This is a genomic window from Streptomyces sp. NPDC054863 (assembly GCF_053610825.1).
On record NZ_JBSGZD010000113.1, the window covers coordinates 1 to 22,984 of the forward strand.

General features: G+C 72.7%; 19 protein-coding genes. 6 read left to right on the forward strand and 13 right to left on the reverse strand.

Features of this window, described 5'->3' with window-relative positions:
• Positions 1–30 precede the first annotated feature (30 nt).
• Together ACWGIG_RS20715 and lanKC are read right to left on the reverse strand one after the other, a co-directional pair.
• Positions 31–156, reverse strand: coding sequence for a SapB/AmfS family lanthipeptide (locus ACWGIG_RS20715; protein ID WP_453323097.1), 126 nt, complete (start codon positions 154–156; stop codon positions 31–33).
• Positions 143–2,842, reverse strand: coding sequence for a class III lanthionine synthetase LanKC (gene lanKC, locus ACWGIG_RS20720; protein WP_453323098.1), 2,700 nt, complete (start codon positions 2,840–2,842; stop codon positions 143–145). The genes ACWGIG_RS20715 and lanKC overlap by 14 nt, the downstream gene beginning before the upstream one ends.
• Positions 2,843–3,014: 172 nt before the next feature.
• Between lanKC and ACWGIG_RS20725 the strand changes: the two genes are divergently transcribed.
• Together ACWGIG_RS20725 and ACWGIG_RS20730 are read left to right on the forward strand one after the other, a co-directional pair.
• Positions 3,015–3,518: a nuclear transport factor 2 family protein gene (locus tag ACWGIG_RS20725; RefSeq protein WP_453323099.1), complete on the forward strand. Its 504-nt coding sequence runs from the start codon at positions 3,015–3,017 to the stop codon at positions 3,516–3,518.
• Positions 3,519–3,587: 69 nt separating this feature from the next.
• Positions 3,588–4,427 (forward strand): SDR family NAD(P)-dependent oxidoreductase, encoded by an 840-nt coding sequence (locus tag ACWGIG_RS20730; RefSeq protein WP_453323100.1) that lies wholly within the window; start codon positions 3,588–3,590, stop codon positions 4,425–4,427.
• Positions 4,428–4,458: 31 nt separating this feature from the next.
• Here ACWGIG_RS20730 and ACWGIG_RS20735 read toward each other — a convergent pair whose 3' ends face one another.
• Positions 4,459–4,959 (reverse strand): hypothetical protein, encoded by a 501-nt coding sequence (locus ACWGIG_RS20735; RefSeq protein ID WP_453323101.1) that lies wholly within the window; start codon positions 4,957–4,959, stop codon positions 4,459–4,461.
• A gap of 125 nt (positions 4,960–5,084) precedes the next feature.
• A complete protein-coding gene (locus ACWGIG_RS20740; RefSeq protein ID WP_453323102.1) occupies positions 5,085–6,023 on the reverse strand; it encodes a DUF5829 family protein in 939 nt (312 codons plus the stop codon).
• Between the two features lie 132 nt (positions 6,024–6,155).
• On the opposite strand from ACWGIG_RS20740, the gene ACWGIG_RS20745 reads away from it, so the two are divergent.
• Positions 6,156–7,244: a serine hydrolase domain-containing protein gene (locus ACWGIG_RS20745; RefSeq protein WP_453323103.1), complete on the forward strand. Its 1,089-nt coding sequence runs from the start codon at positions 6,156–6,158 to the stop codon at positions 7,242–7,244.
• A gap of 22 nt (positions 7,245–7,266) precedes the next feature.
• On the opposite strand, the gene ACWGIG_RS20750 is transcribed toward ACWGIG_RS20745, so the two are convergent.
• From ACWGIG_RS20750 to ACWGIG_RS20775, 6 genes are all read right to left on the reverse strand, one after another.
• A complete protein-coding gene (locus tag ACWGIG_RS20750) occupies positions 7,267–8,229 on the reverse strand; it encodes a hypothetical protein (protein WP_453323104.1) in 963 nt (320 codons plus the stop codon).
• Positions 8,226–8,690: a hypothetical protein gene (locus tag ACWGIG_RS20755; RefSeq protein WP_453323105.1), complete on the reverse strand. Its 465-nt coding sequence runs from the start codon at positions 8,688–8,690 to the stop codon at positions 8,226–8,228. Before ACWGIG_RS20755 ends, ACWGIG_RS20750 begins: the two co-directional genes overlap by 4 nt.
• A gap of 7 nt (positions 8,691–8,697) precedes the next feature.
• Entirely contained in the window at positions 8,698–11,946 is a 3,249-nt protein-coding gene (locus ACWGIG_RS20760; RefSeq protein WP_453323106.1) for a CHAT domain-containing protein, read from the reverse strand.
• Positions 11,939–13,630 (reverse strand): hypothetical protein, encoded by a 1,692-nt coding sequence (locus tag ACWGIG_RS20765; RefSeq protein WP_453323107.1) that lies wholly within the window; start codon positions 13,628–13,630, stop codon positions 11,939–11,941. Before ACWGIG_RS20765 ends, ACWGIG_RS20760 begins: the two co-directional genes overlap by 8 nt.
• Positions 13,623–14,006 carry a hypothetical protein gene (locus tag ACWGIG_RS20770; protein ID WP_453323108.1) on the reverse strand — a complete coding sequence of 128 codons (384 nt, stop codon included), beginning with the start codon at positions 14,004–14,006 and terminating at the stop codon, positions 13,623–13,625. The genes ACWGIG_RS20765 and ACWGIG_RS20770 overlap by 8 nt, the downstream gene beginning before the upstream one ends.
• Before the next feature lie 71 nt (positions 14,007–14,077).
• Positions 14,078–14,341, reverse strand: a complete 264-nt coding sequence (locus ACWGIG_RS20775; RefSeq protein ID WP_453323109.1) for a hypothetical protein — start codon at positions 14,339–14,341, stop codon at positions 14,078–14,080.
• Here ACWGIG_RS20775 and ACWGIG_RS20780 point away from each other — a divergent pair.
• Positions 14,340–14,855 (forward strand): type II toxin-antitoxin system Phd/YefM family antitoxin, encoded by a 516-nt coding sequence (locus tag ACWGIG_RS20780; protein ID WP_453323110.1) that lies wholly within the window; start codon positions 14,340–14,342, stop codon positions 14,853–14,855. The two genes, ACWGIG_RS20775 and ACWGIG_RS20780, sit on opposite strands and share 2 nt — an antisense overlap.
• Positions 14,856–14,925: 70 nt before the next feature.
• Here ACWGIG_RS20780 and ACWGIG_RS20785 read toward each other — a convergent pair whose 3' ends face one another.
• From ACWGIG_RS20785 to ACWGIG_RS20795, 3 genes are all read right to left on the reverse strand, one after another.
• Positions 14,926–16,470, reverse strand: a complete 1,545-nt coding sequence (locus ACWGIG_RS20785) for a SulP family inorganic anion transporter (RefSeq protein ID WP_453323111.1) — start codon at positions 16,468–16,470, stop codon at positions 14,926–14,928.
• A gap of 54 nt (positions 16,471–16,524) precedes the next feature.
• On the reverse strand, positions 16,525–17,190 hold the full coding sequence (locus tag ACWGIG_RS20790; RefSeq protein ID WP_453323112.1) for a carbonic anhydrase: 666 nt from the start codon (positions 17,188–17,190) through the stop codon (positions 16,525–16,527).
• A 450-nt stretch (positions 17,191–17,640) separates the two neighbouring features.
• Positions 17,641–18,747 carry a M24 family metallopeptidase gene (locus tag ACWGIG_RS20795; protein WP_453323113.1) on the reverse strand — a complete coding sequence of 369 codons (1,107 nt, stop codon included), beginning with the start codon at positions 18,745–18,747 and terminating at the stop codon, positions 17,641–17,643.
• Between the two features lie 174 nt (positions 18,748–18,921).
• Between ACWGIG_RS20795 and ACWGIG_RS20800 the strand changes: the two genes are divergently transcribed.
• Positions 18,922–21,444, forward strand: a complete 2,523-nt coding sequence (locus ACWGIG_RS20800; protein WP_453323114.1) for a penicillin acylase family protein — start codon at positions 18,922–18,924, stop codon at positions 21,442–21,444.
• 91 nt (positions 21,445–21,535) lie between these two features.
• Positions 21,536–22,981 carry an argininosuccinate synthase gene (argG, locus tag ACWGIG_RS20805; RefSeq protein WP_453323115.1) on the forward strand — a complete coding sequence of 482 codons (1,446 nt, stop codon included), beginning with the start codon at positions 21,536–21,538 and terminating at the stop codon, positions 22,979–22,981.
• The last annotated feature ends 3 nt before the right edge of the window (positions 22,982–22,984 follow it).

A 22,984-nucleotide genomic window follows, 5' to 3' on the forward strand; every position in this document is an offset into this window, starting at 1 on the left:
CCCGTACCGCTGACGGCGTCAGCGGCGACGTCAGTTACAGGTGAGGACGCTCAGGCCGCTGTCACCACAGAGCAGCAGGCTCGCGCGGCTGCCACCGCCGCCGCCCATGGTCTCTTCCTGCGGGGTCTCCAACGACTGAAGGTCAAGAATGCTCATGACATTTCCTCTCAATGGGGACGGTGTGTTGCGGTACGGCCCCCGGAAGGGGCCGGTTCGTGGGCCGCCGGAGCGGCGGCAGGAAGGGCAGCTGCGCGGGCCGGTCCTCGACGGTCGGACGACCGGAGGCGGCGGCGAGTGCCAGCAGGCAACCGGCGGTGCCGGTCGCGAGGTCCATGGAAAGGCGCATCATCTGCTCGCCGGGGAAGGCGAGTTGGCCCCGGTGGGGCACGGCGTGCCAGGCGAGCGCGTCGATCTGGCGCCGTACGTCGGCGGGCCGGGTGCCGGGGCCGCCGGTCGTCGTGCGGCTCAGGTGGAGCACCATGCCCGCAGCGCCCCGGAACAGTCCGGGCTGCGCGTAGAAGGTGGCCTGCGCGGCGGCCACGATGTCCCGGCGCGCCCGCTCGAAGTCGCCGTCGGGGCCGCCGGGGTCGGGCCGGTGGGCGAGGAGGTCGTCGAGCACCATCCCGATGCCGACGCTGCCCTCTCCGAGGTACGGCATCGTGCGCCAGCCCTCGTCGACCTGGAGGGTGCCGCTCGCACTGCGCACGCACCGGTCGAGGTCACGGCGCAGCGCGTCGGCGGCCAGGTCCAGCAGGGCGCCGTCCCCGGTGCGCTCGTGCAGCCGCAGGAAGAGGAGGGCGCTCCCGGCAGCCCCGTACAGGAGCCCGGCACGCGGCGACTTCCGGCGGGGTACGCCGTCGTGCGGCCGGGCGACCAGGTCCGCGCAGCGCAGCGCCGCATCGTGCAGGGCGCGTTCGCCGGTTGCCGTGCCGAGCGCGTCCAGGGCGAGGCCGAAACCTGCGAGGCCGCTGTGCAGATCGGGGCCGAGGGCCTCCCACGGCTGGGCGAGGGCGAGTTCGGCGAGCTCCAGGGCGCGGGCCCGATGGCCGAGCCGGTCCAGGGTCCAGGCGATGCCCGCCAGCCCGTCGTAGAAACCGAGCGGAGTGCCGGAGCCGGGCTCCTTCGTACGGGCGAGCAGCCACTCCTCGCCCGCCGCGGACCGCCCGGCACCGCTCTCGGCCAGCGCGTACAGCACCCCGGCCGTGCCGTACCCGAAGCTCTGGCCGCCGCCGGTGGTGGCGAACTGGGCGATGTCGCCGGGGAAGCACCGGTCCTCGCGGCCGGGCGTCGCCGCGGCCAGGATCGCGCCCGCGAGGGAGTCGCGGCTGTTCGGCCAGTCGCCGGGCGCGACGGGGAGATACGGTTCTGCGGCGGCGACGGCTGCTGCGGTGCCCGGTGCTCCCGCCGGTGCCTGTGGATCGCGGAGTATCTCCTCGACCGCCTCCCGCAGGAAGGATTCCGCGACCGGGAACTGCCGGGCCGCGATCGTGGCCAGATGGGCCGACTTCGCACGGTCCAGCGCGAGCAGGTTGGTCAGCGGTATGAACAGCGAGAGCCGCAGACAGGCCAGCGCGTACCGGTCGACGTCGAAGCCGCGCCGGTCGGCGGGCGCCACGAACGCCGGGCTGGCGACGGTCTGCCGCCGGTTCTCGTCGGCCGGTGCGGCGGCCTCGAAGTCGAGGAGCACCACCGAGGACTCGTCCTCGGACACCATGATGTTGAACAGGTGCAGGTCGTTGAAGACCACCCCGCGGGCATGGACCGCGGCCACCGCTTCCGCCACCAGCGCGTGGATGCGCAGCGCCCACGCCGTGTACTCGGCGAGCCGCTCGGGCCCCGGATCGGCCTCGATCAGCGGATGGCGGCGGGCGAAGAAGGAGTTGAGCGGCTTCCCCTCGATGAATTCGAGCACCAGGAAGTGGTGGTCGCCCAGCACGAAGGAGTCCAGCACCTCGGGCGTACAGCCGAGCCCGGACAGCCGCTCCAGCGCGTCCTGTTCGCGCTTCAGCCGGGCCACCGCGTCCGCCCCGTCGGCCGCGAGCCCCGCGTGCGGCCTGGCCTCCTTGAGGACGACCCTGGCCCCGGTCCTGCGGTCCTTCCCGACGTACACCCCGCCGCCGTTGGAGAAGTGCAGCGCCTTCTCGATCACGTACGGCATGTCCGCGACGGTCGCGGAGGCCCGCGCTTCGAGGTGCGGGCGCAGCCAGTCGGGCAACTCGATCCACTCCGGCACGCGGAAGGCGGGCCCGCGCACGTCGGGCACGAGCACCCCCTCGGCGTTCTCCAGGGCCGGCTGCAGTTCGCCGTTCTCGTCGTAGCAGTCCCGCAGGGTGAAGCTGCCGTACCGCAGGTACACCGGGCCGGCGCCCCAGCGCAGATCGCTCAGGACGTACGGCCCCTGCGATCCGGCGAGGAGCGCGTCCAGGTCGGCGGCGACGGTCCGGCACTGCTCGTCGTCGGCCGGATAGACCGTGATGAACTTGCCGCTGGCGGCGCGGTCCGCGTACTTGGCGTTGCGGTTGTGCAGCAGGTACCGGCTCGGTACGAACTTGAAGGCGATGGAGCGCGGCAGGCAGTACGCCATGACCCGTTCCAGCACCGACTCCGCGTTGTCGAGCGTGGCCGACACGTGGATCTTCCAGCCCTGGGCGGGCAGTCCGCTCTCCACGGGACGCAGCGCGAGCCAGTCGCCCGACCGGTGCCGCTGCCAGCCCTCGGGCACCGGCAGCGTGGCCGCCGCGTACAGGGCGCCCCTGCCGCCGTGCGCTTCGGCACTCATCCGGTGCGGCGCGTCGTAGAAGTGCCGGTCCGCGTCGCAGAACACGGCATACCCCTTGTTCACGCGCTCTCCCTCGTCCGCCTCGGACCTGCTGACGGACCGAATCTGCCACGCGGCGGCAGGGGCCGGACAGTCACAACCGTCACCATCCGGCCGTGCGGAACTCACAAGTAACCGGCGGGATCCGGCGATCCAGGTTGACCTCAAGTGCGCTTGAGGCCACAGGATCGTGCCCATGAACAACGACGCACTGCACACCGAGCTCCGTTCCCTGACCGACCGGGCCGAGATCACCGACCTCTTCGACCGCTACCTGCACTCCCTCGACGACCCCGCCCAGGAGCACGACGAGACCTGGGCCGCCTCCTTCTTCACGGAGGACGCGAGCACCGCGACGCCCGCCGGAGAGGTGCGCGGGCGCGCCGCGGTCCGTGCGAACGTGGCGACGGCGATGCGGCTCTTCACCCGCACCGTGCACTTCGGCTCGAACTACGTGATCGAGGTCGACGGCGACCGGGCCACCCTGCGCGGCAACCAGCTCAGCACCCATGTCCTGGCGTCCGACGGGGAGTTGTTCCTCTCCGGAGGCCGCAGTGACAACGCGCTCGTCCGCACCGCCGCGGGCTGGCGGCTGAGCCGTGCGGACCTGCACATCGCCTGGACGCAGGGCAGCCCGCCGGTGCTCCCGCCCGAACTCGGCGGCGCCCGGGACGCCTTGCAGGGCACTTCGAGCCGCTAGCCGGGCCTCGCCTACGATCGACACGACCGCACCACCGGCCACCGGACCATCCTCGAAGGAGCAACTGACATGTCAGCTCAGCGTGTTGTCATCGTCACCGGCGGCGGGACGGGCATCGGGGCCGCCACCGCCCGGCTGCTGAGCGCGGCCGGCCACCAGGTCGTCGTGTCGGGGCGGCGCCCCGAACCGCTGCGGGCCGTCGCCGAGGAGACCGGGGCCCTGGCCCACCCGGCCGACACCGGCGACCCCGAAGCCGTACGGGGGCTGGTGGAGGCCGCGGTCGCCGCATACGGCCGGATCGACGGGCTCGTGCTCAACGCGGGTGTCGGGCGGGGCGGCGGCGTCGGTGAAATCTCCCTCGAAGACTGGGAGTTGGTGATGCGGACCAACCTCACCGGACCCTTCCTGCTGCTGCGCGCGGCGCTCCCGCACCTGCTCGAAGCCCGCGGATCCGTCGTCGCCGTCGCCTCGGTCTCCGCGCTGCGCAACGGCGTCGGCAACGCGGCGTACGCCACGTCCAAGGCCGCGCTGCTCCAACTGTGCCGTTCGGTGGCCGTCGACTACGGGGCGCGCGGGGTGCGGGCCAACACCGTGTGCCCGAGCTGGGTGCGGACCGACATGGCGGACCGGCGGATGGCGCGCTTCGCCGACGAGGCGGGGCTGACCGCGGGCGAAGGGAGCGACGGACGCACGGCGGCCGACGCGGCCTACGAGGAGGCGACCCGGCTCGTCCCCGCGCGCAGGCCCGGCGAGCCGGAGGAGGTCGCCGAGGCCGTCGCTTGGCTGCTCTCGCCCGCCGCCTCGTTCGTCAACGGGGCGGTGCTCACCGTGGACGGCGGGGTGACGGCGGTCGACCCGGGGACCGTCGCGTTCGACTTCCACGTCGAACCACGGTCAACAGCACGGTAGCCGGAGACGGACGAGCGCGGTGGCGCCTGTCCTACCCGGCGTCCGTCACCCAGGTCGTCCTGTCCTCGTGCTCGCCGACCACCATCTGCGGGCAGGCCAGGCAGAGCGCGTCGGCCAGCAGCCGCACGTCGTTCGCCGGTGGGTTGAAGGCCGCCCGGGTGCGGTAGGTCCTGCGGCCCACCCGCAGTTCCAGGACGCTGTCGCCGCTGCCCTCCGTCGACCGGTGGCCCACGGTGAGCGGTCGCAGCCCCTTCACCGAGGACAGCGGACGAGTGGTCCCGGTGCCGTTGCGCTGCCGCAGCACCAGGATCGCGGGCGGGCCCGGGAGGATGTCGGCCGCCACGACGGAACGCCTGTCGCGCAGCCACGGCGGCAGCAGGAGACTCCCCCAGAAGACCGCGAACACGGCGCCCAGGACCAGCCCCACGTACGGCGCGGCGACGCAGGCCGCGCCCACGCCCATCAGGTGCATCGCCGTCACGACGACGCCGCTGCTCCAGTCGCGCTGCCGGGGGAGGGTGCTGCGGAACATCTCCCAGTGGAAGGGCTCCTGGCGGGACGCCTCCTGATGGGATGCCTTCTGGCGGGGTGCCTTCCGGTGGGATGCCCCCTGGTGGGATGTCTTCCGGTCGCGGGGGCCGGTGTCCGGGTCCCCGGTCACGGGGACCGGAAGTTCCACACGGCGCGCGGGCCGGGGCCGACGGACAGGGTCGAGTTGCCGAGGCGTTCGTCGTGGCGGTGCTTGACGGGCCGGTTGAGGGACATCCCGACCTGGCGCAGCCCGGCCCTCTCCCTCGCCACGGCGTCGAGTCGGATCGTCGTGCCGCCGCCGTGCGCGACGATGCCGTCGCCCGCCACGCTGCGTACGGCGAACCCGCCCGCCCGCAGCAGCGGCACCGTATTGGCGAGGTCGCGTGCGGTGACCGCGAGGCGGACGGAGGTCACGTCGCGCATCAGACGGTCGCGGTAGGTGTCGGGCAGCACGCGCTCGCGGCCCACGTCGCCGGGGTAGGCGGCGGGCTCGGTCCTGCTGCGCGGGTCGGCGAAGTACTCCTGGCGGTTCTCCATCCCCCAGGCCCCGAAGGCGTCGTAGACGTCGGTGGTGAACACGGCGTCGAACCACGGCACCGGGATCCCGTCGCCGAAGTCGCGCGTCTGGGCGAACTCGACCGGGTGCTCGATGCCCAGCTCCCGCAGCCGCCGGATCACCTTCGCCAGCTCGCCGGTCCGTTCGACCGAGACGCCCATTCCGGCGGAGCCGAGGGTGCCGTCCTTGCCGGGCACGTCGCCCACCCCGAAGACTTCGAGGTAGGTCTCCCGGCCCAGCAGATAGCGGCCGGTCCAGGTCTGGCCGCCGGAGCCGGTGGTGGTACGGACCTGGAAGTTGGCGAAATCGCGCAGATAGGCGGAGTGCTCGACGGCGTCGGCGGTGGCACGGTCGAACACGCCGTAGGCGTGGTTGTACAGCAGCAACTGCCGCCGCCCGGAAGGCAGTTGCTCCTCTCCGGCCGGGGCGGCCGACGCGCTGACCTGAGCCACTCCGGTGAGGGCGACGGCGGGAACAACGGCCCATTGCAGTACTCGGCGACGCAGCATGCGAAGCATCGTAGAGCGCGGTGTGCCGGATGCGACGCCAGTTTCGGACAGTTTCGGGACCCTGTTGCGCGGGGCGACGCAGCGGGATGATCATCATGGGGCGTGCCACGGCGACGACGGAGGAACTGCACCATGCACACCACGAACCAGGTCCTGGAGAGCGGCCCTGCCCCGGCCGACCCGTGGGAGGGCGTCGACGCGCAAGCCACGGCCCGCGCCGCCCGTGCCCAGTTCGCGCGGCCTGTGCCCGGCATCGAGGACATGGCCGGATACCTCGCCGCCCAGGTCGCCGACGACACCCACCGGGAGGTCCTGGGACCGCTGCGGGACGGGAAGGATCCGAGCGGCGTCGTCGTACGGCGCGGCACGGTCCTCGCGTCGTGGGGGGACCCGGCCCGCGAGGAGATGGCGTACAGCGCGACGAAGAGCGTGCTGTCCCTGGTCGCCGGGATCGCCCACGACGACGGGCTGCTGCACCTCGACGCACCGGTGTCCACCGCCGTCGGCCTGCCCCAGTTCGAGGGCGAACACGGGCGCGCGATCACCTGGCGCCACCTGCTGGACCAGACCAGCCAGTGGGAGGGCGAGCTCTGGTCCAAGCCGACGTCCGTCGACGCGCAGAGCACCCGGGAGGGCACCGAGTCGGCCGGCGGCCCGCCGGGGGAGGGCTGGGCCTACAACGACGTACGCGTCAACCTCGCCGCCCTCGCCCTCACGGCACTCGTCCGCCGCCCCCTGCCCGAACTCCTCCAGGACCGGATCATGACCCCGATCGGGGCCTCGCGGGACTGGTCCTGGCACGGCTACGGCAATTCCGTCCTGGAACTCGACGGCAACCGCCTTTCCGTGGTCTCCGGCGGCGCGCACTGGGGCGGCGGTCTGTGGATCAGCGCCCTCGACCTCGCGCGCATCGGCCAGTTGTGCCTGCGCGGCGGCCGGTGGAACGACCGGCAGGTCGTCTCGGCCCGCTGGATCGAGGAGCTGTGGACGCCGTGCGCGGTCAAACCCCAGTACGGCCTGTCCTGGTGGCTCAACGACGACCGCACGGTCTGGCCCGCCGCCCCCGCCACCGGCCGCTGCGCCCGCGGCAACGGCGGCGCCCACCTCCTGTGGGTCGACCCGGCCCGTGACCTGGTGGTCAGCTCCCGCTGGGGCGCCGACGTGGAAACCCTCCTGGCAGAGGTGTCGGAGGCGGTGGAACCGGTGAGTGCCCCCGTGTGATGCGGGCGTAGGGAACGGTCGGTCAACCGGCGTCCGGGGCCGGAGCATCGTCCGTCGCAGTCGGGGGGTCCGCGAGGGCCGGGCCCCGTAGGAGGGCTGTGGTCAAGGCGCGGCCTGCGGTGGGTTCGGTGGGGCTGCCGGCCGGGTGGGGGCGACCGACGGCTTCGTACAGGAGGCCTCGGTGTACGTCGAACACCCCTCCGACGAGGTCGGCGTAGCGTACGGCGCCGACGAGCAGCGCCGAGTGGGAGAGGAGAACTGCTGCGGCGGCAGGCAGCAGGATCCAGGGGGTGGTCGCGGACCAGGCCGCCAGTAGGACCGACCAGGTCCACCACGTCGCCGCCGAGTCGAGGGCCGTCCGTGCGTCGGCGACCTCCGAGCGGGTCTCCTCGGGCAGCAGCAGCCACAGGGCGGGCCAGCAGTGCACCGCGTCCAGGCCGTACTTGTCGCGTACGCGGGTGCCGCCGGCCCGCAGTACGTTGCCGAGGCGGGTCGGCATCAACTGGCTTGGGCGTCCGGGAATTTGGGTCAGCCGGCTTTCGAGGGCGAGTAGTTGCTCGCTTGCTTCGGACTCCTGTGTGCCAGGTGGGTCACTCTGCGGCGCTTCCGCCTCCTGCGTGTACAGGACGGCCCACTGTTCGTCCCACTTCTCCTTGCGTGCCCGGTGCCGAGCGACCAGGCGCCGCCTGACGGGGGAGAGGGCGCGCGGCCAGTAACCCTGGAGCAACCGGAGTACGGCGGGGGCCAGTTGGTCGACCAGCAGGCCGGACGCCGCGATCACCAGCAGAGTCACGAGCAGCACGCCCACCTGCCCCACGGCAGTGAGCGAGGCGGCCCTCTCCAGCCAGCGGGAGAGGGTCGGGCGGTCGGTAAGCCACCAGGCGCCCGCGCCGATCAGCCAGAACCCGCAGGCGGGGCTCAGCAGCAGTCCCGCGACGCGCTCCGACACATGGGCGGCGAGGCCGGCCCAGATGCTGGTGATCACTGCGGGGGCCGTGGGGCGGGCCGCAACCTGAGCTGGTGGGTGGGGCAGCGCGGCGGCAACTGGCTCGCGGCCCGTCGGTACCAGACGCAGTCACCTTCGGGGCAAGCGAAACGCGGTGCCGCCACCAACTCGCCTACCCCGCCCGGACCGTGAGACCGCGTCACCTCGCCGGGGGAGCCCGGGCCGTGGCGGACGAACTGTGCTGTCCACGCAGCGGTCGCGGGGTGCGAGGCGAGCACGGCGCGTACCTTCCAGGCCGCCTTCTCCCTGATGCCCGCGTCCTCCTTGTCGGCGCCTGCGGCGGCGAGCGCCGAGGCCAGGGCCGCGTCCAGGGCGCGGGCCACCGGTCCGTCGTACGGGAGGAGTTCGCTGCCCAGGAGGAGTCGGATCGTCCGGCCTGCTTCCAGCATGAGGTCCTGCGTGGGGTCCGGAACGGAATCCTGTGGGGGTTCCTGCTTCATGGCGGGCTCACCATCCCGTGTAGGTGAAGGCGGCCCAGTGCTCCGGGCCGGTGTGCGAACGGGCCGCCCGCCAGCCCGCCAACAGGCCCGGGTCGTGCGGCACGCCCGGCGCGAGGAGGTCGGGACAGACGTCCGCCTTCTCGCCGTTGGTGGTGTCACGCAGCCAGCGCTGTGCGGACCGCAGGGCCTCGACCGGCTCCTCGCCCCGGTGCCACGCGTCGAAGAAGCGGTGCACCAGCAGGGCGCCCGCCACGTCGTAGATCTCCCACAGGGTTCCGACGACCCCGGCCGTGCCCGCCCGGACAAGCGCCGTCGGAAGACCGACGGACTCCTCCGGCAGCCGCACCCCGATCAGCGAGGTCCGGCACGCCGAGAGGACCGCGAGGCGGGCTCGCAAACCCCGTACGCCGAGCAGTTCCCGGACGGTGAGCGTGTCCGTGCCGGCGAGCAACAGGGCACTGGAGAGCGGGTCGTGGACGTCCGCCCGGCCGTGGCAGGCGAAGTGCAGGACGGAGTGGTGGGGGAGGGCCGCGAGCACGGCCGCGGTCGTCGCCCCGTCCGCCGTCAGTCGCATGCCGCGCCCGTACGCGGCGAGCGCGGCGTCCGCCTCCTGGCCGGCGTGCGGCAGCGGGCGCGCCCCCGGCCGGACGCCGACGTCGACGCTGAGCAGCGACTCCGGCCGCACCCGCGCGCCGAGCGCCGCACACGACGCGAGGACCCGGGCACTCGGGACCACGGACACGGCGTGATCGTCGAGGACGAAGTGCGGCTGCGGGTCGACAGTGCCTGCCGGGGTTCCGGACGGTGCCCGACCCGCCGGTTCTGCGGTCCGCTTCCGGCCCGACCGGGCTCGGGGCTGCGCCTGACCCGACCGGGCTCCGGCCCGCTCCCGGTCCGGGAGACGGGCCGCATGCAGCGGCAGCAGAGCCAGCAGCCCGTATGGTACGACACCCAGCGCGCCGTCCGGCGGGATCAGCCCGAGGGCGGGCTCCCAGAGGGTTTCGCCGAGCCACCGCATGGTGCCGTCGAGCACGGCCCGCCAGCGGTCCGGGGCCACGGCGCGCACGGTCTGGGCGGAGTCGAACTCCGAGACCCTGCGCGCCACTTCGTCGGCGTCGACGTGCTCCAGAGGCCGGGCGGCGATCTCGCCCGTGCGGCTCACCGACACCGCGACCGCGCCGTGCGCACCCGCCGCGAAGTACAGCAGCGGACGGTCACGGGCGACGGCGCGGATCTCCCGCACGCCGAGGGCGGGGTCCCGGTCCAGGCCGGGGGCGAGGGTCTCGGCGAGCAGTTGAGCCCGACCGCGTTCGAGGGCCAGGAGGGCGCCCTGGGCGTCGCCTGTGTGGACGAGGGAGACCGCCGCGTCGGCGTGCAGCTGGTGCGCCCGTAGGAGGGACAACTCCCGGTGCTTCAGGGTAACTTGTGACCGGTGCATCTGGTCTGCTGCGTCCACCGCGGCACCGAGGGCATCGGCGGACTCCTGCCAGGCGGCCGCCTCGGCGGCCCACAGGCCCCATGCCCGGCAGGACCGAAGTTTCACGGACGGCTGTTGCAGGCGTGCCGCCTCCTCGGCCGATTGCCGGAAGGCGGCGCGTACGGCATCCAGGTCTGCGGCCGTGCTGTCCGCACGGGCGGCGCGCAGGGAGAGTACGGAGGCCAGGGTGAGGAGCCATTCGGCCTTTTCCCCGGTCGGGGCCGTGTCGACCGCTGTTCGAGCTGCCGATTCCGCCTCGGCAAGGTCGCGTTCCTGCCCGCAGAGGCAGTAGCGCAGGGCGTGCCCCTGCGCGACGGCGCTGTGGAGGTGCGCCCGGTCCGCAGACCGGTCGCTCACAGCGGCGACCCCTTCACCTGCGACCGCGATCGCTTCGTCCAGGGTCGTCAGGGAGAGCGTCTCCCTGAACTCCTCAAGGAGGGAGTGCGCGAGGCCGCCGAAACGGGCGGGACGGGCGCGGGCTCCGGCCGGGGTGGCGGCAAGTAGGAGCCGGGCGTCCTCGATCGCGTCGCCCGGCTCGGAAGGTGTTCGGGATACCGATCCGGACGCTGTTCCGGTCACCGAACCGGTCGCCGCTCCGGGCCCCTTTCCGGCCCCGGCGGCACGGGCGTGCCGACGCCCGAGGTCCGACCGCTGCGCCAACGCGTTCTGGCGGAGGCGGGCCACGTCGGGTGCCGAAGAAGGGAGTTCGGCCAGGGCCGATTCGGTCAGGGCCAGGGACCGCTCGGCGTCCTGGATCCTGCCGTGCCGCGCGTACTGCGCCGAGAGGGCCGTCGCGAGGTTGGCCCGTATCCACGGCGACGCAGGGGCGGCACGTACCGCTTCTTCGAGCAGGGACACGGCTTCGGCGCTGTCCTCGGGATGCCCCGGGAGCTCTGCCCGGGCGATCAGACATGTGCCCAGTGCGTCCAGCGCGGGGGCCGAGCGCTCGTGCTCCAGGGCCCGCCGGGCCGCGTCCACCATGGTTTCGGCGTCGGCCGGGTCGCCGAAGGCCTTGAACCGGAGCAGAAGCGCGCTGGCGAGTTTGGCGGACGTGTCGGACTCGGACAGCGGGTCGTCCGCGGCCTCCGTCAGTACCTCCACGGCCTCGTCGATGAGGGCGGGTTCCCTGTCCGCGTCGAACGCGACCTGCAGTTGCAACCCCAGCGTGACCAACGCGGCAGGCAGTACGGCGGCGACGATCGCACGGGCCGAGTGCGCGGCCTGGACGGCCACCTCCCGCGGCGGGACGGTCACCTCCTGCTGAGCGTCCACGGACTGGCCCGCATACCGCTGCCACAGGGAGCGAAGGGCGTCGACGGATTCCTCAGGGGTCCCGGTCAGTCGATGACACCCCCGTGCTTCCGCCACCGCCTCCCGCGCGAACTCCCCGGCCCTGCGCAGCTCTTGCACGCCGCCCGCGTGCTGGTACCTCTCCAAGGAGATCGCGCTGACGCGACGCAGTACCAGGCTCCGACGGTACGGAGAGGCGTCAGCCCACTCGCTCCGCTTCGCCAGGTCCTCGAACCCCCAATCCGCTTCTTCCAGGCCGCTGGGGTCCGCGGCGTCGTAGTACCGCCTCTCGGCGGCTGCGATCCGGCGGAAGAGGCGGTCGACGACAGGGACCGCCCGGACCGCCCGGTGCCTCGCTTCCGGTTCGAGCAGCGGCAGCCCCGCGGTCAGGCGCATCTCCTCCTCGAAGGAGGCCTCCATGTCGGGAGAGCCGGCGTCCGGCGGGGCGGGCGCAGTGCCGTCCGGTGTGTTCTGCCTGTCGTCAGCCATCGGACCTGGGCCTTCTTCCGGTGCCGCGAAGGGCGGAAAGGGCGGACGCCGCCTCGGGGGAGCCGAGCGACTCGGCGAGCACGAACCAGCGGACCGCTTCCGCCGGACGTCCGAGGTAGTACTCCATCTCTCCCGTACGGAGGGCGGCCCTGGCATGGCCGTGGGCCGCGGCCAGCACCATCCAGGGATACCCGGGCCCCGGGAATTCCTCCTCGGGAGACTCCCGGTCGGTCAGCAGGCGGAGGTTGAACATCGAGGAGGCCTCACCGGCCCGGGCACCTTGCACGAACCAACGCCGGGCCGCGGCGGTGTCCCCCGACTCGTGGGCCAGCAGGCCGAGTTTGTGGGCCGCTCGGCCGTCCCCCTGCCGTGCGGCCTCGTGGTACTCGCTGCGTGCCGCGTCCTTCCTGCCGAGCAGGGACTCGACCTCACCCAGCATCAGCCGGGCCTCGGGCAGCTCGGGTACGGCTCTGACGGCGCGCCGCAGCCACAGGAGAGCCTCTTCGCGGGTTGCGCGGGCCTTTTGTGCGGCGCCGGCGGGCTGCCGGGGGCTTTCCTCCTGCCCGGAGTTGCTCTTCTGCCCGGGGCCGCTCATCTGCCCGTCGTTGTTGCCCACCTGCCCCGGAGCCTCCTCCCGCCCCGCGCGGATCACCAGCGTCCGTGCCAGTTCCCGCATGCCGAGTGCGTGTCCCTCCTCGGCGCAGGCGCGTAGCAAGATCTCGGCCATCGAGGCCCGGCCTTCGGCGCGGTGCAGTACTCCGTACTCGTACACCTCGTCCAACGCACCTCCCTGCGCGGCCAGTTCCAGCCAGTCCGTCGCGCTGTCCCACTCCTCCCGTCCGGAACACAGCGCGGCCACCAGGAGCTGGGCCTCCACCCGGCCGCCCTCCGCCGCTCGCCGGAGCAGCGCCTCGCCCTCCTCCGGATCCCCGCCCGTCTCCAGTCCCGTCTCCAGGAGATATGCGCCCAGCGCAGCTGTCGCGGTCAGATCGCCGTCGGCCGACGCGCGGCCGAGCCACTCGGCCATCGTGGCGAAGTCGCTGCGCTCGCGGGCAAGTTGGGCCCGGAGGAAGGCATTGGCCGGGTCACCGAGCTGCCCCGCCCAGTCGGCCCAGCGGTCGCTCTCCGCGTGCTCGCCGCGCCCGGACGCCTCGCGGGCGAGGAGGCTCGCCGAGTCGATGTCCCCGGCGTCCGCCGCGTACCTGGCCAAGTCGTCCGCCACCCCGTCGGCACCCCGCAGCCGGAACTCGTCCACCAACTGCCCTGCCAGTTGCGGTTCTTCCTCGACGGCGCGCCGCAGCCAGGGCTCGGCCTCCGCCTTCCGGCCGCGGAAGACCAGCAGTCGGCCCAGATGGACGAGCGCCTCAAGGTCCTCCCCGTCCGCCGCGCGCAGCAGCCACCGCTCGGCCTCGTCCGGCTGCCCCATGTCGACCAGTACGCACCCCAACTCCCGCATGGCCAACGGGTCGTGCTGCCTCGCGGCGGCAGCGAGCCATTCCTCCGCCGCCGCGAACCGGTGCTGCCGCGCCAGCGCGCTGCCGACCACCTGCGCCCCACGCACGAATTCGCGGCCCGGCGCCCCGCCGACGCGCGGCCCGCTGTCGAGCCAACGCCTGGCCGCGTAGAGATCGTGCGGAACCCCCGGGACCCGCCTGCGGTCCGGCCCCGCCGCCGCGCTAGTCACCGGGCAACCTCATCCGTCCGGGATCCGCCCCGGCCTCGCGGAGCACCTCCAGCCACGCAGCGCGTTCCTGTACGACCCGCCGCATGGGTCCGGCGCCCAGCATCTCGGCGAACGACTCCAGCAACTGCATGCCGGCCCGCCCCCGTTCACCGAGCAGCTGCGGTTCGTCCCGTACGGCAACCAGTACTTGGCGCGGCCCCGCCGCACCGATGAGGGCTGCCAGGGCGGCGGGCAGCGGATCGGCCGGGTCGAGCTTGCGCATCTCGTCGAGGTAGGCGAACACCGCGGTGGCCTCGTGCTCCCACAGCGCCTGCCGCGCCTGCTCCGAAGTCTTCGCCGCGGACTTCGCCCTGCTCTTCCTGCTCCACGCCTTCATCTGCCCAGCGTCCCGTGCCCCGGCCGCCTTGGACATACGCCAATCTGCTCCGAGTGCGTAGCGGACACACCTCAAGGGACGGCCTGTTCCAGCCACCGGCGTACGGCCTCCAGCACGGACTCCGGCGAGCTGACGACGAAGTTCTCCTGTGGTCCCGACACGACGACCGTGGTGGCGCCCCGGGAAACCCGCTCACCGGACCGCCCGGCCGTACGGCCCGGCACCGGACCGAGCTCCGGCCCCGACGCCAGCACCGGCACCGACGCCGGCCCCGACCCCGTGCCGGCGACGGTGCCCCGCTGGTCGAGGCCGGAGACAGGTAGCGTCGCGGCCATGAACGATCATGAACTGGCGGACCCTGTAACGGACTTGACTCAGCTGGTCGCCCTCGTGGAGGAGACCGGTGAACGCGTGATTCTCACCGAGGAGGGCGAGCAGGCAACCCTCGCCGAGAGCGGTGAGTACGTGGTTCTGGCCGAGGACGGCGAGCACATGACCCTCGGTGAGGACGGTGGACCGGTGAGTGTGCTGCTCCCGGCGGCCGAGCTGGCCGAGCTGGAGCACTTCGCGCAGCGGTATCTCCGCGCTCCGCTCCCCCTGCCGGTCGCGGCCGGGGAACGACCGCCGGGGCCGGAGAAGCACGGCCCCTACGTGCGTTACGTGCACGCGGACGGCGAGCGCGCGACGTTCACCAGGGGGCGTGCCGTGGTGGTCGAGTCGCGCCCCGCCGCGTGGCTCGACCGGCTGGAGGAGCAGGCGATGTACGGGCGGCAGGGGTACATGCCGCCGAAGCAGTTGGCGGCTTTCGAGGAGTTTCTGGCCCGGCAGCCGCCGGTCGGTGAGCAGTGATCGGAGAGTAGCGGGGGGCCCGGGGGACGGCTTTCCCCGGGCCCCGTGGTCTGTCGCCGGGTCGGGCCACCTACCTGGGAGGGGGGCGCAGCGCGTCCACCGCCTCCTCCGAGACCGCCTCCGCCGGCCCCGTCCTCATCCGTACCGCCTCCGTCCCGCTGTCGTTGTGCCGTATCGCCCAGTTCTCCAGGGTGGTGCGGCAGGCGTGGTCCAGGTGGTGGACGGAGGTCAGGTCCAGGTCTATGGGCCGGTCCTTGGGGAGGGCTTCCAGGGTTTCCAGGATGCGGGGCAGGCGCAGGAAGGTGGCGTTCCCTGTGAGAGTGACGATCAGTCGCCCGTCGGTCAACTCCCGTACTTCTACGTGGGCCTGGGAGGTGTCCCAGGCGGCCTTGACCACCGCGAGCGCCAGACCGATCAGCACGCCTTCGAACATGTTGGTCACCACGATCGCGACCGCGGTGGTGACCAGGACCACGGCCTCGCCCCGGTGCGCGCGCACGAGCGGAACGATGTCCTTGACCGGCAGCAGCTTGAACCCCGCGTGCACCAGGACACCCGCGAGTGCGGCGAGCGGGATGATGCCGAGTGCGGCGGGCAGCAGCACGGCGAACAGCAGCAGCCAGCCGCCGTGCGCGATCCGCGAGAGCGGAGTGCGGGCGCCCGCCTGGACGTTGGCGGAGCTGCGCACGATGACCGCGGTCATGGGCAGCGCCCCGAGCACGCCGCAGACGGTGTTGCCGACGCCCTGGGCGACGAGCTCCTTGTCGTACTGGGTGCGCGGGCCGTCGTGCATGCGGTCCACGGCGGCGGCGCTGAAGAGTGATTCGGCGGAGGCGATCAGGGTGAAGGCCAGGACGGTGCCGAGCACCGCGACACTGCCCAGCGCCGCCAGGTCGCCGAGCCCCGGCGGCTGGACGGCCCCGAGCAGCCCCTGCACGGTCACGTTCGCCACGTCGAGGCGCAGCCCGGCGGCCACGGCGGTGGCGAGGGCGACGGCGGCCAGCGGGGCGGGCACCCGCCGCACGGCCGCGGGCAGTTTCGGCCACAGGACGAGGACGGCGATGGTGCCCAGTCCGATGCCTGCTGCGGTCAGCGCGGCGGGATCGGTGGCCGTGTCGACGGCCAGGGCGGGCAGTCCGGCGATCTTGCCGATACCGGAGAGAGGCTGATCGGCCCCGGTCATGCCGTAGAGCTGGCCGAGGATCAGGACGAGCCCGATCCCGGCGAGCATGCCCTGCACGACGGAGACCGAGATGGCACGGAACCAGCGTCCGCAGCGCAGCAGTCCGAGGGCGATCTGGAGTGCGCCGGTGAGCAGCACGATCGCGCCGAGCATGCCGAGCCCGAACTCCCGCACCGCCTCGAAGACGAGCACGGTGAGTCCGGCGGCGGGTCCGCTGACCTGGAGGGCGCTGCCGGGCAGGAGGCCGACGACGAGGCCGCCGACGATGCCGGTGACCAGGCCGAGTTCGGCGGGCACGCCGGAGGCGACGGCCACCCCGACGCACAGCGGCAGGGCGACGAGGAAGACCACGAGCGAGGCGAGCAGGTCCTGGCGCAGCACGCCCGGTTCACGCAGGGGTCGGAAGGAGGAGAGGACGGAGGAAGGAAGCATGAGGGTGGGGGTCCTGTCGTGGAGAGCGGGCCGGTCGGAGAGGCGCTGCGGCTCTCACAGCGGCACGAACGCAGGCCGCACGCCCGCGTCTTGAGGCTCTTCGCGGCATGCCGACGAGGTCGGCCGGTGCGCGGTGACGGTTCCCGTGTGGACCTCGTAGTACCAGGAGTGCAGGGTGAGCGAGCCGTCGGCGACGCGCTCCCGTACACAGGGGTAGGCGCGCAGCTTCTCCAGTTGCGCGAGCACATGTGCCTGCACGGCTTCGGCCACGTCGGGAGTGGCGGGTGCGACGGAGCGGACGGCGGCGTCCGGGGCGACGGAGTGCTCCAGCCAGTCGCGCACGGCCGGTACGGCGGACAGGTCCTCGCCCCGTACGAGCGCGCCGACCGCGCCGCAGTGCGAGTGCCCGCAGACGACGATGTCGCGGACCCCGAGCACGGACACCGCGTACTCGATGGTGGCGGCCTCGCCCATCGGGCCGAGGTGCCCCCCGGCGGGCTCGGGATAGGGCGGTACGACGTTGCCCGCCGTACGGAGTTCGAAGAGCTCGCCGGGACGCGCCCCGGTGATGAGAGCCGGTACGACGCGCGAGTCGGAGCAGGTGATGAACAGGGCTTCGGGCGACTGCCCGGCCCCGAGGGCCCGGAAGGCCTCGGCATTGCGGGGGTCCGCCACATGAGTCGTGGCGAAGGAACGGGCGTGGTCGATCAGAGACTTCAAGGTGGCCTGCCTCCTGCGCCGCTCGGCGTGGGGCCGGGGCGCGGTGTGGTCGGGTCGATGGTCGCGAGGGGGCGGCGCGGACGCCACTGTGACAGTGGATTCCGCGCCGCCCCGGCAAACAGCCTGGACGACTGCCGTGTCTCTCACTTTGCCATCGTATTAACCTTTGATGACAGACCCAAAACCTGCCAAAGAATGGGTAAAAACCGCCCCTGAACTGGGAGTTGATCAAGGAATCAACCGTTGGGCAGGGCTTGGTGTGCCCTACGCGTGGAGGAAATCAGACATTCCGTTTCCATCCCGTTCATGTGTGCGACCCGCGCGGTGCGCGGCTCGTGCGTGCGGCACGTGGCTCGCGGCCCGTGCGTGCGGCCCGTGGGTGCGGCCCGTGGTCCCTGTGTACGACCACCCGCGCGCCGGGCCTCCCTGGACTCCCGGCCTTTCCGGCCTTTACAGCACGGTCAGTTTGCGGCTCGTCAGATTGAGCCGCTCGCCCCCGTCCTCCGTGCACACCACGATGTCCTCGATCCGCGCCCCGTACCGGCCGTCGAGGTAGATGCCCGGCTCCACGGAGAAGGCCATGCCGGGTTCCAGCACCACCGGCGAGCCGGACATGATGTACGGCTCCTCGTGCGTCTCCAGGCCGATGCCGTGCCCGGTGCGATGGATGAAGTGCGGGCCGAACCCCGCCTCCGTGATCAAGTCCCGCCCGACCGCGTCGAGTTCACCGGAGGTGATGCCGGGCCGCACCGCGTCCGTCTGCGCGCGCTGGGCGGCCAGCAGCACCTCGTACAGGCGCAGGAACTCCGGCGGCGCCTCGCCGACCACGTACGTACGCGTGGAGTCCGAGCAGTAGCCGTCCGCCGTGGTGCCGCCGATGTCGACCACGACCGGGTCGCCGTGCCCGATCACCCGGTCGGACAGCTCGTGGTGCGGGCTGGCGCTGTTCGGCCCGGAGCCGACGATGACGAAGTCCACCCGGACGTGCCCCTCGTCGGCGATCGCCGCGGCGATGTCCCGGCCGACCTCGCGCTCGGTGCGCCCGGCCCGCAGCCACTCGCCCATCCGGGAGTGCACCCGGTCGATGGCGGCCCCGGCCCGCCGCAACGCCTCGACCTCCGCCGGGACCTTGCGGATCCGGAGCTCGCCCAGCACCTGCCCGGCCAGCTCCTGGCGGGCACCGGGCAGCGCGGCGCGGAAGGCGAAGGCCTTCTCGGCCCACATGTGGTTGTCCACGGCGACGGCGGCCGTACGGTCCGGCAGCCGGGCGGCGACCAGCGCGTACGGATCCTCGGTCTCGGCCCACCCGACGACCTCGATGCCGAGGCCCGCGACCGGGGAGGCGAGCGCGGCGGCCCTTTCCAGCTCCGGAACCACGAGGAAGGCGTCTCCCTCCGCGGGGAGGACGAGACAGGTGAGCCGCTCCAGCGGGAGCGCCTCGTACCCCGTCAGATGGTGCAGATCCGCGCCGGGGCTGATGAGCAGTGCGTCGAGTCCGGCGCTCGCGGTGGCCTTGGCGGCGCGTACGAGCCGGTCGGCAGTGTAGAGAGTGTCCATCGCAGCATCCTGCCAGCACGGGCCGGGTCCCCGAGGCGTACACCCCCGGGCCGACCCGGTCCCCCGGAAGTCCGCCGGGCGCCCGATGCGGACGTCCTTCCGCCCTGGGAGGGTGGGCCCATGGGTGAACCCAGAGAACTCACTGAACGTCAGAGACCCACCACCACACGCCGGTTGGCCGCCGCAACCGCCTCGCTCTGCCTGGTGTCGGCGACCGTGGCCCTGCTGCCCGCCCCCTCTGCCGCCGCCTCTTCCGCCGCCCCGGGCGCGGGCGGCGGGACCGTGGCCGAGGAGCTGGCCGGGGGCGGGTACACGGCCCGGATCAGCCGGACCGCATACGGCGTCCCGCACGTCCAGGCGCGCGACTACGACGGGCTCGGCTACGGCTACGGCTTTGCGTTCGCACAGGACAACGCCTGCGAACTCGCCGACCAGGTGGTCACGTTGAGGGGCGAGCGCTCCCGCTACTTCGGCCCCGCGGGCAAGACCGGCGACGGCGCCCCCAACCTGGACAGCGACACGTACTACCAGGGACAGCAGCGCGCGGGCACCGTCCGGCGGCTGCTCGCCCGGAAGGCGCCCCTGGGCCCGACGGCCGAACTGCGCCGGATGGTCGAGGGGTACGCGGCCGGCTTCAACCGCTACCTGCGGGACACGGGCGCCGCCGGACTGCCGGACCCCCGCTGCAAGGGCACACCATGGGTGCGGCCGATCACCGCCCTCGACCTCTGGAACATCGTGTACGACGTCAACAGGGTCACCGCCACGGCACCCCTGGCCCCGGACATCGGCGCCGCGAAACCGCCGGTGTCGGCGACGGCGGGGAAGGGTGCGCCCGCTTCCGGCGGCCGGGGCGTTGAGGCTTCCGGCAGGCCGGGCACGGAGGCCTCCGGGGCCTCGGGGGCGGCCAGGGCCTCGGGGGCGTCCGGCCGCAAGGTCACTGCCGCCGCCGCCCCCGCCGGGCCCGGTGGTTCCTCGTCGACCGGCAGCCCCGGCCGTCAAGGCCCCGTCACCTCCGCCGATTTCGGCAGCAACGGGTGGGCGCTCGGGCGGGATGCCACCCGTAGCGGCAACGCCATGGTCCTCGCCAATCCGCACCTGCCCTGGACCGGCGGCAACCTGCGCTTCTACCAGGTGCAGTTGACGATCCCCGGCACCCTGGACGTGTCCGGCGCAGGCCTCTACGGCACGCCCCTGGTCCTCATCGGACACAACCGCGACCTCGCCTGGACGCACACCGCCAGCGACGCCCAGCACGCCTCCTTCTACGCGCTGAAGCTCACGCCGGGCGACCCGACCAGCTACGTGGTCGACGGCAGGGCCGAGCGGATGCAGCGCCGCACGGTCCCCGTCACCGTCCGCGACGCGAGCGGCAAGCTGTCGACGGTCCGGCGCACCCTGTACACCTCGCGCTACGGCCCGGTCGTGTCCTCCGGCTGGTCCAAGAAGACCGCGTACGCCCTGCGCGACGCCAACGCCGACAACCTGCGCTCCATGAACGGCTGGCTCGCCATGGGCAAGGCCCGCAGCCTCGACGAGCTGCGCACCGCCCAGGACGCCTACCAGGGCACGCCCTGGACCTACACCCTCGCCGCCGACACCAGCGGCAGGACGTACTTCACGGACTCCTCGGTCGTCCCGCGCCTCACCGACGAGCAGCTGAAGAGGTGCACGCTCCCCGGCGGCGAGGAAGGGCCCTCCGCCCTGGACGGTTCGACGTCCGCCTGTGACTGGGGCAGCGACCCCGACGCCCTCGTACCCGGTGTCAACGGGCCCTCCCGCGCGCCGAGGCTGACCCGTACCGACTACGTCGCCAACTCCAACAACGGCCCGCAGTACACCAACCCCCAAGCCCCGCTCACCGGCTTCTCCGGTACGTACGACACCGACCCCCGGCTCAGCGAGCGCCCCCAGCTCGGCCTGCGCATGATCGAGGAACGGCTCAAGGGCACGGACGGGCTCGGCGCCCCCGGCTTCACCGCGGACACCCTGCGGGCCTCGATGCTCGGCGACCGCGTCCTGTCCGCCGAAACGGGCCGCGACGACGTGGTCGGCATGTGCCGTGCCCACCCCCGCCTCACCGCCACGGACGGCAAGGAGGTGGACGTGACGAAGGCCTGCGCGACGCTCGCCGACTGGGACACCCGCGCCGACACCCGCAGCCGGGGCACCGCCCTCTGGACCACCTTCTACGACCGCCTCGTACGGACCGGACCGCCCAGCACCTGGCACCGCGTCGCCTACGACCCCGCCCAGCCCCTCACCACCCCCCGCGGCCTCAAGGGCGACGACGCGCGCGTCCGGCGCGCGCTGGCCGACGCGGTCCAGGACTTCGCCGCCCGCAAGGTCCCCGTCGACGTCGAGCTCGGCGCCGTACAGAAGTGGGCGGGCGTCCCGCTCCCCGGCTGCCGGGGCAACAAGGGCTGCTTCAACGTCGTGGACGCCGGCCCCGACTCGGGCACCGGTACCCCGCCCGCCCGCGCCTTCGGCTCCAGCTTCCTGATGGCAGTCGAACTGACTTCGGAAGGTCCGCGCACCCACACCCTCCTCACCTATGGCCAGTCCTCGAACCCCGCCTCGCCCCACTACACGGACCAGACCCGGCTCTTCTCCCGCAAACAGTGGGTGGCCGAGCGTTTCACCCCGGCGGAGATCGCCGCCGACCCGGACCTGAAGGTGACCATCCTGCACCGCTGACGCAGCGGTACGGAGCCCGGTCCGGACGCCGTGAGCCACGGCACCCGGACCGGGTTTTGCATGATCATGCGTCCTCATGCATAATCTTCCTATGTCTAAGGTCCTCACCTCCCTCCCCGCCGGCGAGCGCGTCGGCATCGCCTTCTCGGGCGGCCTCGATACCTCCGTCGCCGTCGCGTGGATGCGCGACAAGGGCGCCGTTCCGTGCACCTACACCGCCGACATCGGCCAGTACGACGAGCCCGACATCGAGTCGGTGCCTGGCCGCGCGAAGGCCTACGGTGCGGAGCTCGCGCGCCTGGTCGACTGCCGTGCGGCCCTGGTCGAGGAGGGGCTCGCGGCCCTGACCTGCGGGGCGTTCCACATCCGCTCGGGCGGGCGCGCGTACTTCAACACCACGCCGCTGGGCCGGGCCGTCACCGGCACCCTCCTGGTGCGGGCGATGCTGGAGGACGACGTCCAGATCTGGGGCGACGGTTCGACCTTCAAGGGCAACGACATCGAGCGGTTCTACCGCTACGGGCTGCTCGCCAACCCGCACCTGCGGATCTACAAGCCCTGGCTGGACGCCGACTTCGTGACGGAGCTCGGTGGCCGCAAGGAGATGTCGGAGTGGCTGCTCGCCCACGAGCTGCCCTACCGCGACTCCACGGAGAAGGCGTACTCCACCGACGCCAACATCTGGGGCGCCACCCACGAGGCCAAGACCCTGGAGCACCTGGACACCGGCGTCGAGACCGTCGAGCCGATCATGGGCGTGCGGTTCTGGGACCCGTCCGTCGAGATCCTCACCGAGGACGTGACGATCGGCTTCGACCAGGGCCGCCCCGTCACGATCAACGGCAAGGAGTTCGCCTCCCCCGTCGACCTCGTGATGGAGGCCAACGCCATCGGCGGCCGGCACGGCATGGGCATGTCCGACCAGATCGAGAACCGGATCATCGAGGCCAAGAGCCGCGGCATCTACGAGGCCCCCGGCATGGCCCTCCTGCACGTCGTGTACGAGCGCCTCGTCAACGCCATCCACAACGAGGACACCGTCGCCCAGTACCACAACGAGGGCCGGCGCCTCGGCCGCCTGATGTACGAGGGCCGCTGGCTGGACCCGCAGGCGCTGATGGTCCGCGAGTCCCTCCAGCGCTGGGTCGGCGCCGCCGTCACCGGCGAGGTGACGCTGCGGCTGCGGCGCGGCGAGGACTACTCGGTCCTCAACACCACCGGCCCGGCCTTCTCTTACCACCCGGACAAGCTGTCCATGGAGCGCACCGAGGACTCCGCGTTCGGCCCGGTCGACCGGATCGGCCAGCTCACCATGCGCAACCTCGACATCGCCGACTCCCGCGCCAAGCTGGAGCAGTACGCGGGCCTCGGCCTGATCGGCACCTCCAACCCCGCGATCGGCGCCGCCCAGGCCGCCGCCACCGGGCTGATCGGCGCCATGCCGGAGGGCGGCGCCGAGGCCATCGCCTCGCGCGGCGAGGTCTCCGGCGACGACGAGATGCTGGACCGCGCCGCGATGGAATTCGGCACGGACTAGTCC